This window comes from Clostridium arbusti SL206 (genome assembly GCF_000246895.1).
GTDB lineage: Bacteria > Bacillota > Clostridia > Clostridiales > Clostridiaceae > Clostridium_I > Clostridium_I arbusti.
Window position 1 is genome coordinate 1 of record NZ_BAEV01000104.1, and the last position, 13,637, is coordinate 13,637.

General features: G+C 29.9%; 15 protein-coding genes. 1 reads left to right on the forward strand and 14 read right to left on the reverse strand.

Going from position 1 to position 13,637, the window contains the following annotated elements:
* Nucleotides 1–152 precede the first annotated feature (152 nt).
* A complete protein-coding gene (locus tag RH99_RS15210) occupies nucleotides 153–1,205 on the forward strand; it encodes a CotS family spore coat protein (protein ID WP_010240190.1) in 1,053 nt (350 codons plus the stop codon).
* A 63-nt stretch (nucleotides 1,206–1,268) separates the two neighbouring features.
* On the opposite strand, the gene ppdK is transcribed toward RH99_RS15210, so the two are convergent.
* The 14 genes from ppdK to RH99_RS15280 form a co-directional block, all read right to left on the reverse strand.
* Entirely contained in the window at nucleotides 1,269–3,899 is a 2,631-nt protein-coding gene (ppdK, locus tag RH99_RS15215; RefSeq protein ID WP_010240193.1) for a pyruvate, phosphate dikinase, read from the reverse strand.
* 67 nt (nucleotides 3,900–3,966) lie between these two features.
* The gene (ccpN, locus tag RH99_RS15220) at nucleotides 3,967–4,608 is read right to left on the reverse strand and encodes a transcriptional regulator CcpN (protein WP_010240196.1); all 642 of its coding nucleotides are present in this window, start codon (nucleotides 4,606–4,608) and stop codon (nucleotides 3,967–3,969) included.
* Between the two features lie 171 nt (nucleotides 4,609–4,779).
* Nucleotides 4,780–5,355 (reverse strand): DUF4342 domain-containing protein, encoded by a 576-nt coding sequence (locus tag RH99_RS15225; RefSeq protein WP_010240198.1) that lies wholly within the window; start codon nucleotides 5,353–5,355, stop codon nucleotides 4,780–4,782.
* Between the two features lies 1 nt (nucleotide 5,356).
* Nucleotides 5,357–6,103, reverse strand: coding sequence for a DNA repair protein RecO (gene recO, locus RH99_RS15230; protein WP_026038513.1), 747 nt, complete (start codon nucleotides 6,101–6,103; stop codon nucleotides 5,357–5,359).
* 46 nt (nucleotides 6,104–6,149) lie between these two features.
* Nucleotides 6,150–7,043 carry a GTPase Era gene (gene era / locus RH99_RS15235; protein WP_010240202.1) on the reverse strand — a complete coding sequence of 298 codons (894 nt, stop codon included), beginning with the start codon at nucleotides 7,041–7,043 and terminating at the stop codon, nucleotides 6,150–6,152.
* 31 nt (nucleotides 7,044–7,074) lie between these two features.
* The gene (locus RH99_RS15240) at nucleotides 7,075–7,470 is read right to left on the reverse strand and encodes a cytidine deaminase (protein WP_010240204.1); all 396 of its coding nucleotides are present in this window, start codon (nucleotides 7,468–7,470) and stop codon (nucleotides 7,075–7,077) included.
* Nucleotides 7,471–7,579: 109 nt separating this feature from the next.
* Nucleotides 7,580–8,278 carry a diacylglycerol kinase gene (locus tag RH99_RS15245; RefSeq protein ID WP_010240206.1) on the reverse strand — a complete coding sequence of 233 codons (699 nt, stop codon included), beginning with the start codon at nucleotides 8,276–8,278 and terminating at the stop codon, nucleotides 7,580–7,582.
* A gap of 28 nt (nucleotides 8,279–8,306) precedes the next feature.
* Nucleotides 8,307–8,807: an rRNA maturation RNase YbeY gene (ybeY, locus tag RH99_RS15250; protein ID WP_010240209.1), complete on the reverse strand. Its 501-nt coding sequence runs from the start codon at nucleotides 8,805–8,807 to the stop codon at nucleotides 8,307–8,309.
* Nucleotides 8,808–8,810: 3 nt separating this feature from the next.
* Nucleotides 8,811–10,877, reverse strand: coding sequence for an HD family phosphohydrolase (locus RH99_RS15255; RefSeq protein ID WP_010240211.1), 2,067 nt, complete (start codon nucleotides 10,875–10,877; stop codon nucleotides 8,811–8,813).
* A gap of 27 nt (nucleotides 10,878–10,904) precedes the next feature.
* Nucleotides 10,905–12,047 carry a sporulation protein YqfD gene (gene yqfD, locus RH99_RS15260; protein ID WP_010240212.1) on the reverse strand — a complete coding sequence of 381 codons (1,143 nt, stop codon included), beginning with the start codon at nucleotides 12,045–12,047 and terminating at the stop codon, nucleotides 10,905–10,907.
* 1 nt (nucleotide 12,048) lies between these two features.
* Complete coding sequence (gene yqfC / locus RH99_RS15265; RefSeq protein ID WP_010240214.1) at nucleotides 12,049–12,330, reverse strand: sporulation protein YqfC; 282 nt, start codon at nucleotides 12,328–12,330, stop codon at nucleotides 12,049–12,051.
* Nucleotides 12,331–12,448: 118 nt separating this feature from the next.
* A complete protein-coding gene (locus RH99_RS15270; protein WP_010240217.1) occupies nucleotides 12,449–12,892 on the reverse strand; it encodes a GatB/YqeY domain-containing protein in 444 nt (147 codons plus the stop codon).
* A gap of 23 nt (nucleotides 12,893–12,915) precedes the next feature.
* Nucleotides 12,916–13,092, reverse strand: a complete 177-nt coding sequence (rpsU, locus tag RH99_RS15275; RefSeq protein WP_003371500.1) for a 30S ribosomal protein S21 — start codon at nucleotides 13,090–13,092, stop codon at nucleotides 12,916–12,918.
* Nucleotides 13,093–13,272: 180 nt separating this feature from the next.
* Nucleotides 13,273–13,617, reverse strand: coding sequence for a histidine triad nucleotide-binding protein (locus RH99_RS15280; RefSeq protein WP_026038515.1), 345 nt, complete (start codon nucleotides 13,615–13,617; stop codon nucleotides 13,273–13,275).
* Nucleotides 13,618–13,637: the final 20 nt, after the last annotated feature.

A 13,637-nucleotide genomic window follows, 5' to 3' on the forward strand; every position in this document is an offset into this window, starting at 1 on the left:
ATCAATAACCTTATATTTAAACGTATATTATAAAAACTTTATTAATATGCTTATAATGAAAAGCTAGGTATATGAAAAGGGTTAATAAGTCAAATAACTATTATAATGACTAATTATTTCTTTGAACATGCCTTATATAAGGAGTGTTAATTATGCCGAAATCGGCTACCGAATATAGTTTATTATCAGAAGATAAATTAAAAGAATTTATTCTTAGTGAATATAATTTGCAGGATGCTTATATCAATCAAATAAAATTTAAAAATACGGATAAGCAAAGAGCTGTTTATAAAGTAGATCATAATTCCAAATCCTATTGCTTGAAAAAAGTTTATTATACTAAAGAAGAACTTCTCTTTGTATACTCCAGTATTGAGTGGCTTTACAGGTTTAAATTACATGTTCCCAGAATACTTCCAACAAAATCTGGCGGAAGATTCGTTTTGTTTAATAATATGCTTTTTATACTAACGCCCTGGGTTGATGGTGAAAAATGTGACTATGATAATCCAGTTCATATAATTGAATCTGCTAAAACCTTAGCTAAAATACACAAAGCTACTGAAAATTTTTTTCCTATAGAAGGAAGTAATATACGACTTGGCTATGAAAACATATATACATCTATGAATAAGCATTTTCATCAATTACTTACTTATTCAAATCTAGCAATTGAATACCGTGATATCTTTTCTAGCATATTTATTAAAAATTTTGACATATGTATTAATTTAGCTAAGATTTCTAATGATGTAGCTTCACAGATAGATTCAAATAACATGAAAAAATCTTTATGTCATTTAGATTTTGTAAATAAAAATATAATATTCGACAAAAACAGCAAAGTATGGATAATAGATTTTGACAAATGCAAAATTGACTATCGTGCTCATGATATATCTTATTTTCTTAGAAGATTTTTAAAACGTGAGAATACAAATTGGAATCTAGATCTTTTAGTAAATTGTCTATACGAATATGAAAATATTCTCCCATTAACTATAGACGACTATAAATATATTCTATCATATATTAGCTTTCCACAAAAGTATTGGAAACTTGCAAGAGATTATTATAACAATATAGATAAATGTAACAAATCTTCATTTATAACCTTGTTAGATAAAACTGTAAGGCATACTGAAAATCAATTGGAAATGATATATGGTTTCAAAGATTTCATTAAAAAAAATCATAGATTGTAAAATATAAAGAGGCTGTAAATCAATTCACAGTCTCTTTATAATATTAAAATGTGTGAAATTTTATTATCTTGGATTTTTAACCTGTGCCTGAGCTGAAGCTAGTCTTGCTAGTGGAACTCTAAATGGAGAACAGGATACATAATCAAGACCTGTTGCATGACAAAACTCAACTGAAGATGGATCTCCTCCATGTTCTCCGCAAATGCCGAGATGTATATCAGGTCTAGTTTTTCTACCAAGCTCTACTGCCATCTTAACTAATTTTCCAACTCCAACTTGATCTAATTTTTCAAAGGGATCAAATTCATATATTTTATTCTCATAATAGTCATTTAAAAATTTACCAGCATCATCTCTAGAAAAACCAAAAGTCATCTGAGTCAAATCATTTGTTCCAAAGGAGAAAAATTCTGCTTCCTTTGCAATTTCATCAGCTGTAAGTGCAGCCCTTGGTATTTCTATCATAGTTCCTACACTATATTTAAGTTTTTCCTCACTCTTCTCAATTACCTGATTGGCTGTTTTTACAACTATATCTTTAACAAATTTTAATTCTTTTATTTCGGCTACAAGAGGAATCATTATTTCAGGTACTATATTAAATCCCTTTTTCTTATTAACTTCAATAGCAGCTTCTATAATCGCTGTAGTTTGCATCTCAGCAATTTCAGGATAGGATACTGTAAGCCTACATCCTCTATGACCCATCATAGGATTAAATTCATGTAGTGAAGCTATGGTAGTTTTAAGTTCCTCGAAACTTATTCCCATTTCCTTTGCTAGTGCCCTTATATCTTCTTCTTCAGATGGTAGAAATTCATGTAATGGTGGATCTAAAAATCTTATGGTTACAGGATTCCCCTCCATTGCCTCATATATTCCTATAAAATCTTTTTTCTGCATTGGCAATAGTTTATCTAAGGCTTTCTTTCTTTGCTCTGCAGTACTTGCTACTATCATTTCTCTTACAGCTGGAATCCTATCAGCCTCAAAGAACATATGCTCTGTTCTGCATAACCCTATTCCCTTAGCTCCAAATTTTATTGCTTCCTTGGCCTCACTAGGGGTATCTGCATTGGTCCTAACTTGTAACTTTTTAATTTGGTCTGCCCATTTCATAAAAATTTCAAAATTACCACTAATTGTAGGTACAGTAGTCTTTATAGCTTCACCATATACATTTCCAGTACTTCCATCTAATGAAACATAATCTCCTTCATTATAGCTCTTTCCGTCAGCTTTAAGCAGCTTTTTCTCTTCATTAATACTTATTTTGCCACAGCCGGCTACACAGCAAGTTCCCATACCTCTAGCAACCACAGCAGCATGGGAAGTCATTCCACCTCTTACTGTAAGTATACCTTCTGCAGCAATCATCCCTTCAATATCTTCAGGGGAAGTCTCTAATCTTACCAATATTACCTTTTCACCTTTTTCATGATGTTTTTTAGCTTCTTCTGCAGTAAAATAAATTTTACCACAGGCAGCACCTGGAGAAGCAGGTAACCCTTTAGCTATAGCTGCAGCCCTTTTAATTTCATCTAAGTCAAAAGCAGGATGAAGAAGAGTTTCTAATTGCCTTGGCTCTACTTTTAAAATAGCTTCCTCTTTAGTAATAGAACCTTCATTAACCATATCTACTGCTATTTTTAAAGCAGCTTGTGCAGTTCTCTTACCATTTCTTGTTTGCAAAAAATATAGCTTCCCCTGTTCTATAGTAAACTCCATATCCTGAATATCTTTATAATGATTTTCTAATTTATGAGCTATATTTATAAATTCATCATAACATTTAGGTGAATCTTCTTTAAGCTTTGTAATTGGCTGTGGTGTTCTTATACCCGCAACCACATCTTCTCCCTGGGCATTTATAAGGTATTCTCCAAATATTTTATTTTCACCTGTAGCTGGATTCCTTGTAAAAGCTACTCCAGTTCCAGAAGTATTCCCCATATTGCCAAACACCATAGATTGAACATTTACACCAGTACCCCATTCTCCAGGTATATCGTTTAATCTTCTATAAACTATGGCTCTAGGATTATTCCAAGATCTAAAAACAGCTGATACAGCCTCTATAAGCTGCTGTCTTGGATCTTCTGGAAATGGATTTCCTATCTCTTTAATATAAAGCTCCTTAAATTGAATTACTAATTTTCTTAAATCGTTTTCATCTAATTCAGTATCAATTTTAACTCCTTTTTCCTCTTTAACTCTATCAATTAAATCCTCAAATTTTCTCTTTTCAATACCCATAACTACATCTGAAAACATCTGAATAAATCTTCTATAGGAATCATACGCAAATCTTATGTTATTAGTAAGTTTTGCTATTTTTTCTACGGTGATATCGTTTAACCCCAAGTTAAGAATTGTATCCATCATTCCAGGCATAGAAACTCTCGCCCCTGATCTTACGGATAAAAGCAATGGATTATCTGAAATACCAAAAGATTTACCTGTAATTTTTTCAAGTTCAGTTAAAGCATCATTAATTTGAAGTATTATGTCCTTAGATATACTTTTTCCATCATCATGATACTTTATACAAGCCTCTGTACTTACAGTAAATCCTTGAGGAACTGGTATTCCAAGATTAGTCATCTCTGCTAAATTGGCGCCTTTTCCCCCCAATAGATTTCTCATCTTAGCATTTCCCTCAGTAAAAAGATATACATATTTTTTATTTGTCATAGTCACATCCCCCTTTTATTAACCTTCTATTTATATTAATAAAATTAATTAAATATACTTATTAAACTTAAACACTATCTCCAAGTTTCACAAATAATCTTGTTATATTTGTCTTTGATATTTTCCCTACTATTTTATATAATTCCTTATTCTCCTCAGTAATCTTTTCAACTACAGGAAGACTATCTACTTCATGTTCTATTATCTTTTTAGCCGTAACGTATGCAGATTCTTCTTTTTCAACGCAAATTATATTTGGCATTCTTGTCATAATAACACCCACAGGTACTTGATGCATATCAGTGCCGCCAATAGCTATCTTTAGAAAATCCTTTCTTGATACAGCGCCCACAAGATATCCTCTATTTTCAATAAACAATGTCCCCACATCGTTTAGAAATAAGTATACAATTGCATCATAAACTTTATTACCTTCATCCATAACAACGGCTTCAGACATTATATCTTTTGCTTTTATATTTCTTATATAATCATATAATATGCTATAGGATGGTTTTTTTGAATAAATATATCCAACTTTAGGTCTTGCTTCTAATATTCCCGTCATTGTAAGAATGGCAAGATCAGGTCTTAAAGCAGCTCTTGTAACACTTAACTTTCCTGCCAGTTGTTCACTGGTTATAGGTTGTTTTTCTTGAACTAATCTTATTATTTCTTTTTGTCTCGGTGATAACTTAATGAGTAACACCCTCTTTCTAAATCTTACTCATTAATTATAACATTTAATTGACTCCAATTGTATAGCACTTTTCATTTTTATGTAAATTAAATACTAAATATATAATAAAAACTCCGTTAAAATACTATTAGTTGTGACAACTATATACATTCTAACGGAGTTTTTTAAAAAATCATTATTTTATTTATCATTTTTATCTTCTGTTTTATTTTTATCTTCATCTTCAAATTTTACAGTATATTGATATGAATTATTGTCTTCTGTTTTATTATTTCCATATTCATCTTTAGTAAATTTATCTTTAACTTCTGTTGCTTTATCTTTCACATTTGACATAGCATTTTTTATAATCTTATTTACTACATCTACAGTGCCATCTTCCTTAGTAATTTCTACTGTCACCCTAGTGACTACTGCTGTTAAGAATATTATAGCCAGTAATGAAGGTAGCGCTGCCATTATAGCAACTCCTGCGGCTAAACCTGCATTAATAGGTATGTCTACTAAAACTTTCTCATCTTTTTTAACTCTAATTCTTGTTACATTTCCTTTTCTTATAGTTTCCTTTATCCATTCAGTAAATTCTTCTTTAGACGTATATATCTGTTCCTTTGTAGTTTTTGCATTTTTTTCAATATATATTAATGCATCTACTACATTTCCTTCAGTAGCTTCCAATGCTGCTTTTGCCTCAGTATAAGATACTCCCGTTCTTTCTCTTATAATATCGATCTTTTCTAATGTTATTTCTGCCACATTAATCACTCCTTTTTAAACTATCTAATATTTCTAAACTCTTTGGCTTTTTCCCATAACTTTGTAAAATTAAATCGCTTAGAATATTATAAACTTCATCTTTAATTTTACTATCAAGATTTACCCTGTAAACTTTATCTAAAGAAAGTTTAGATAAATAACTTAATGTTTTGAAAGCAGCAAAACTTATAGTTTTTCCATTGCTTTTATCACATTGGTTACAAATTCCACCATAATATTGATAACTAAAATAGTTAGATGTATCTATTTTTTTTCGACATTTTACACAGTAATCTAAATTGAGAGTATAACCAGTTAAAGCTAAAAGTTTAATTTCAAAAGCTCTAGTGAGTGTTTCTATATCTCCTACCTTATTTTTTATAAGATAGAAAGCAGTAACAAATTCTCTGAATAATGTTCTATTACTTTCGCCTTCAACCATTGATAAATCGATTAGTTCACATAAGTAAGAAGCATAGGTTAAAGTATCTAAATCAGATAGAAATTGTTGAAAGGAATCTATTATTTCACCTTCATTAACATTAAACATGCTCTTGCCTTTAAATAAAGTATAATTTCCAAAACAAAATATCAATGAAATCGGCATGAACTTGCTTTTACTCTTTTTTGCACCTTTTGCTATTACAGTTATTTTACCAAATTTTTCTGTAAATATCCACAAGATTTTGTCATTATCATTTATATCTCGGCATTTTATAATTACGCCTCTGCTATTAAATATAGACAGAAAATCACCCCACTACCTATATTCTATCCTTTTTTATAGGAATTAATTATTTTTTTATTTTTTTATATCCTAATTCATTTAGTAAAAATGGATTATCTCTCCACTCTTTCTTTACTTTAACCCAAATTTTTAAGTTTACTTTTACCTTAAGAAATTCTTCTATATCTTCTCTTGAATACTTAGATATTTTCTTTAACATATTACCACTCTTACCTATTATAATGCCTTTATGAGAGTTTTTTTCACAAAATAAAGTAGCTTCTATATTATACACACCCTTATCATTTTGTTTCATTGACATTATTTCTACAGCTATTCCGTGAGGCACCTCATCACTTAAAAGTCTCAATGCTTTTTCCCTAATAATCTCACTGACAACAAATCTTTCTTGTACATCTGTAAGCATATCTTCAGGATAATATTGAGGTCCTTCTGGCATATTTCCTATCATTATTTCAATAAGTTTATCTACATTTTTCCCCTTATATGCAGATATAGGTATAATTTCTTTAAAGTTAAATTTCTCAGAATAATTTTTCAACGTTTGTGCAAGTCTCTCATTGGTAGTCTCATCTATTTTATTTACTACTAAAAACACAGGAATATTTAATTCCTTAAGTTGTTCTAAAATAAATTCATCTCCTCTACCCATTATAACATCTGGAGTAGTTACAAAGACAATTAAATCTACATCCTTAAAAGAATCTGTGGCAAGTTTAACCATATACTCCCCTAGCATATGCTTTGGTTTATGTATTCCTGGGGTATCCACAAATATAAGCTGAGAATCCTTAGCAGTTAATATAGTTTGTATATTATTTCTTGTAGTTTGAGGTTTACTAGATACTATTGATAATTTTTCCCCCATAATATAATTTAATAAGGTAGATTTTCCAACATTAGGCCTACCTATGATTGTAACAAAACCTGATTTGTGCATAATTTCTCCTTTAGTTCATTAATAAATTTTACTATTTTAAGTCCTTCTTTGAAAATGCTCCTGGTAGTATTTCTTCTAAATTTTTTATAATATAATCATTTTCATTTTTAGCTAAAATTATATCTGTATTTTCATCTGAGAATTCTTCAATAACCTGTCTGCAAATTCCACAAGGATAAGTATACATTGAGTTATTTCCAACAATGGCAATAGCTTTAATACTCTTTCCGCCCTCGGATATTCCCTTAAAAATAGCAGTTCTTTCAGCACAATTTGTTGCACCATAGGATGCATTTTCAATATTACATCCTGAATATATTTTTCCGTCATCCATTATTACAGAAGCTCCAACCTTAAATTTTGAATAAGGTGCATAAGCTCTTTCTCTGTATTCCAATGCTTTTATAATTAAATTTTTATAATCCATAACTCTCTCCTATTATAAAGCATTCTCAAAGAAATAAGCAACCAATATGCTTGTATATTGGACTTATTATTTCTTTTATATGCCTAATATGAATTGCAGTTTCCCTAGTCTACTCAAATAATCTAAAAAGTAAAATAGTTAATAAAGTTCCAAATACTCCCCCTACTAATACTTCCAGTATAGAATGTACTTCAGAATCCACCCTGCTTTGGGCAACTACAAAAGCTAAAAAGTAACTTAATATTATAACCGTTGGCTGTTCCGACATTAAAGTAATAGTAGTTGCAACGGCAAAGGCAATAGCACTGTGTCCACTAGGCATACCGCCTCTTAATGGCGTACCTTCTCCAAATACAGCTTTAATTATAATTGTTGTTATACATACAATTACAAGTATAACAAATATCATATAAGGATTAGAATTTTTAATTTTAGTTATTAAAGTAAATGATATTGGGTGCAATTTCTCTCCGAATATAATATAACCTACTATAAAAGCATTTATTGCAGTTACTAATACTGCACCTGCTGCCACATTTTTAGCTATTTTAGCTAGAGGATGATAATAATTTGCAGACATATCTACAGTACATTCTACTGCCGTATTAATCATTTCTGCGCTTATAACCATAGTAATAGTAATAGTTACAATTAATAGTTCTACCTTGCTTAAATCCGTAAAGAAGCAGGCTGTAAGTGCTAACAAAGCCACTATCATATCTATTCTCATATTTCTTTGAGTTCTCACTGCATATAGTATTCCATCAATAGCATAATTAAAACTATCTACAACCCTTTTTACCTTCATACGCAAGTCACCCCTTCAGATACCATGATTATCGATTTATATTAAATTTATTTAATATTTCCTCTTCTCGTTTTCTCATTATTGTTTTCTCTTCTTCTATCATGTGATCATATCCTAATAAATGAAGTACTGAATGAATAGTTAAATAGGAACACTCTCTTATGAAGGAATGACCGAAATCTATGCTTTGTTCTTTAGCCCTCTCTAGTGACAAGGCTATATCTCCTAGTACAAGTTTTCCTTCATCCAGAAATGTATCATCAAATTTATTTTCCCTATAAGCTTCTTTATATATACTTCCCTCTGGATAATCTAACATTGGAAAAGATAATACATCTGTGATTCTAGGAATATCTCTCATCTCTCTATTTATCTCTTTTATCTCTTCATTATCAATTAAAATAACAGAAACTTCATAATCTATATTTACTCCTTCTTCTTTAAGAGCGTAGTCAATTATATCTCTTATTATTTTTTCATTCTCTAAGGAAAAATCTATCTTATTTTGTCTGTTATCAATAAAAATCATGTACTACTTCCCCTTTATTTTCTTTATTTGAGATTTATCCATGGGGTATTCAATCCTGTGATGATAAATACCGTTTAAAGTTTTCAAAAAAGACTTTCTTATATTATTTAAATCTTTAAGTGTTAAATCGCAATTATCTAATTGGCCTTCATTTAATCTAGCTTTTATTATATTATTAACCATTTCTTCAATTTTACCTTTTGTAGGATTAGCTATTGACCTTACAGAAGCCTCTACACTATCCGCTAACATTATAATAGCATTCTCCTTGGTTGAAGGAATTGGTCCTGGATACTTGAAGTTTTCTTCGTTTATTTCTTCTGGGTTTTCACTAGAATTCTTCATAGTTATGTAGAAGTACTTTACTAAAGTAGTTCCATGATGCTGAGCTATAGTATCCTGAATTGTCTTTGGCACTTTATATTCCTTTGCAAGTTCTAATCCATCCTTTACATGAGATATTATGACTAATGCACTCAAATTAGGTGAAATTTTATCATGAGGATTATCATTTCCAATTTGATTTTCTTTGAAGAAATAAGGTCTTATTATTTTACCTATATCATGATAATAAGCACATACTCTAGCAAGTACCGGATTTCCTCCGACATCTTCTGCTGCCACCTCTGCTATGTTGGCAACTAAAATACTATGATGATAAGTACCTGGAGCTTCCATTAATAATCTTTTTAATAGTGGCTGATTGGGATTTGACAATTCTAAAAGTTTAACTGTAGTTACAATGTCAAAAGTACTTTCTAAAAACGGAAGAAATCCTACAGTAAATATAGCAGAAATACATGCTCCTAAAAATGAAAATCCTGTTACTTTAAGAACATCTATAACATTATTACTAAGTAGAAACCCTACAGAGAAGGTAATTATAGCATTTATTACAGCTACATAGAGAGAAGAATATAATATATCATTTCTCATCTGCATTTTTTTCAAAACAATAGCTGGTAATAGTGCACTGGTTATTGCTATTAGTGTTATCTGAGAATTAAATTCTACTACACCACTTATTAGTATACAGTTTAGTATGCTTATAAATAATGATACCTTATCATCTATTAAAAGTGTTAAAAGCATTGGTACACAGGCCAGAGGAATTAAAAATGGCGAAATAATATCTATTGACCTAGCTAGTATTAAAGAAACTATATTAAGTGAAAATATAAGTATCAATTTACTATTGTCTTTAAGTAATTCTGGATGATATTTATATAAATAAAATATTTCAATAAATAGTACAACAAAAATAAGTACTGCAAGATTAATATATACAAACCAATTAAAATTATTATTGTTATTTAAGAGACCCAAGTCCTGCAATATCTGTAATTGTTCCTTTGTTACAGGTTCTCCCTCTTTAACAATAATCTGATCCTTTTTTATTATAACAGGTGATACCTTTTTCTCTGCACTATCTCTTATTTCACTAGTTTTATCTTCGTCCAAAAAAAGATTTGGCTTTATGTAAGAATTAGATATTGCGGTACCTAATTCTGATATGTCTTTGTTAAATTTAGAATTACTAAATTGAGTACTTACATAGTCTTGAGCCTTCTTAGTATCATCACTGTTACCTTCTCTTATGTCATTAGAAAATATACCCTTAATATTTTTTATTATAAAAGACTGAAGACTATTATAGTCATCTTTACTCATAGAAACGAGCGTATTAATTTCACTATCAGCTAAATTATAAACTAAATTACTTTTAATATTAGTAGCTTTTTGATTGATATCTATATTTGAATTCCTTATGTTATTTATTTTATCAAAATTACTATTTAAATCTGCTTCTGCACTTCCCTCCACCTCAGTTTTCTTATTATACTGCTGTCCTACAGAATCTGCTGCCTGTTTTCTTCTAGCATCAGTAGCTAACTTATCTTCAACTTCTCGCGATGCTTTAATATCTACCTTAGCTATATCCCCTTCTCTAAGGTCATATTTCTGGGTTACCAGTGAAGTAAGCATAATACCATAAATTATAAAAAAAGTAATAAAAAAAACATATACTTTTCTAGCATTCTTACCTTTTATCAAGCTTAATAATCTCATATAATTCACCCTTTTGTTTATCCAAATCTATTTTGTATTTTCTGCTATATTCTCTTCTGTGGTTACTAGTACTCTAACCTTGCACATATTTCCATCTATATTATTATCAACTGCTTTATTAATAATATTAACAGACTTATCAAAATTTATTATTAAATTTTGATATATGGCATTACCCGTATTATTTATCACAACTTTAGGATCTAATTTAATATTTTTTTCTTTAACCTCATAGTATATTTCCTTTTTTATGAAATTATTATTATCTTCTATTTTATCATACTTAGCAAACTTATTTAAACTATTTTTAAAATAAATTTTTTTACCTAATACCCTTATATAATAATTAGTAATTTTATTACCTGTCCTATTTTTTTCTATCCTAGATAGAGGAACTTCTCTTGTTTCCTCATAATAAATTTTAGCTATAACATTTCCACTAGCATGTACAGAATATGTTAATCCTTCATTTCCCTGTTCACCCTTAACAATCAGTTGTCCCTTTCTAACTATATCACCAGGCTGAACCACAGCAGTTCCAGCTTTTGTATATATTCGTGCTATTTGACCATCTTTCTTCGCAATAAGGTCCGAAGGTGAATTATCATTAACTACCTCAGGAGGAGACTGCCTTTCTGTAGCAGTAACTTTTAGTTTAGAACCCTGGATCCTAACTCTCACCCACATTATACTAGCATTATTAGTTTTTAATTTTTCTTCTATATCATACACATTTATATTCTTTTTATTTATTCCAGGTGTTACACCAATATTTTTAAGTTCATCCCTTATTTCATAAGGCGCTATATTTTTTTCAGTGGTTATATCAATTCCCCATATGTAATTTGACAAATAGGAAATAATACCTATAAATATAAATACACCTAAAACCATAGCTATTCTCTTTTTTAATTTAATCTTAAAAAATATCATACCACTTCTATTTATTATTTTTATTTTACTTTTAGTTCTTGTAGCTACCTCTTTAACCTTGTAATAATTATTAAAACTTGTATCAAATGTTATAGTATTTATACTATTTCTTTTTATATTTGTTACTACTATTCCATGCATCCATAATACATTTATTATCCTCTCTATTTCTTTAGATTGAAATTGTACTGTTATTGTCCCATTTCTGTATTTTTTTAAATCAAACTTATTTCCCATTTTACTTCCCCTCATATTCCACAGATTTAAAAGTTCCACTCAGCACTATAGTAGTACCTGAAATAAACAGAATTTCAAAATTACTTCCTTGTATTTCTATATTACCAAAACTAGATTTTATCTTTATAAAATCATCACTAAATTGTAGAATCCCTTGATGATTTTCAATAGTTATTTCATCATTTCCAACTATAATTATCTTAGGTATATTTAAAACAACATCTCTTGGTATATCCAATTTTTCAGCTAAATTCTTTTTTACCTTTGAAATTTTATTTTCCATATATCTAACCCTCTAATCTACAAAAATACTCTCATGTAAGCTTATGAGAGAGAAGCTAATTTAATTACTCAAAAAATAAAAAAAGCCCGGTAAAACCGGACTTTACATATTACATTATTTACTTTAAATATTCTTTTACTAATCTACTAATCATGCCGTTATCAGCACGTCCTTTAGTTTTAGGAATAATAGCAGCCATAACTTTTCCCATGTCTTTTATGCTATTAGCGCCAACTTCACTAGTTGCACTTTTTATTATATCTTTTAACTCATCTTCTGTTAACTGCTGAGGAAGGTAACTCATAAGAATTTCAATTTCAGCATCAGCTGCATCGACTAAATCCTGTCGTTTGCCTTTTTTAAATTCAAGCAAAGCGTCACGTCTTAACTTAACTTCCTTTGCTAAAACCTCAATGACTTCTTCGTCATTCAATTTAACTGCATTAGTTTTCTCAATTTGTAAAATAGCAGCCTTGGCCATGCTAATCACATTAGCTTTAAATTTATCTCTACCTTTTAAGGCATCTTTCCAATCCTGCTGTAGCTTTTCTTTAAGGGACATTGTGTGTACCTTCTTTCAAAACTCTATTTAAATTTTCTTTTCCTAGCAGCTTCTGATTTTTTCTTTTTCTTTACACTAGGTTTTTCATAATGCTCTCTCTTTCTCACTTCTGAGAGAACCCCAGCTCTAGCACATTTTTTCTTAAATCTTCTTAGAGCGCTTTCTAATGTTTCATTTTCTCCAACTTTAATTTCTGACATCTGTATCCCTCCCTCCGCTAGTACACTTCAAATCTTAAATTCAAACTAGCTTCCATATGGGCTAAGTAGCACATTGTTTATTATACAACATCAACTTCATTATTGTCAACAATTTCAAATACATTAAGCATAAATTTCCCATAGAAATTGTAAGTTATAAGTTATATATTTTTTTTATTTTTAGCCTGGAGGCCAGTTTAATTTTCTTCCTCCAAGAAGATGAAAATGTATGTGCGGCACTGTTTGACCGCCATCTTCTCCACAGTTTGATACTATTCTATAACCATCTTCTGCCACACCTAGTTCCTTGGCAATCTTTGCCCCGATATTATAGATATATCCTATAAGCTCTTCATCTTCCTTTTTCAACCCATTTATACTAGTAATATGCTTTTTAGGTATAATCAATACGTGTACCGGTGCTTCAGGACTTATGTCTTTAAAACTAAGTACCTTTTCATCTTCATATACTTTATCGCAAGGTATCTCGCCTTTTACGATTTTACAGAATATGCAATCTTCCATTTTATCACCTCCCTTAACTA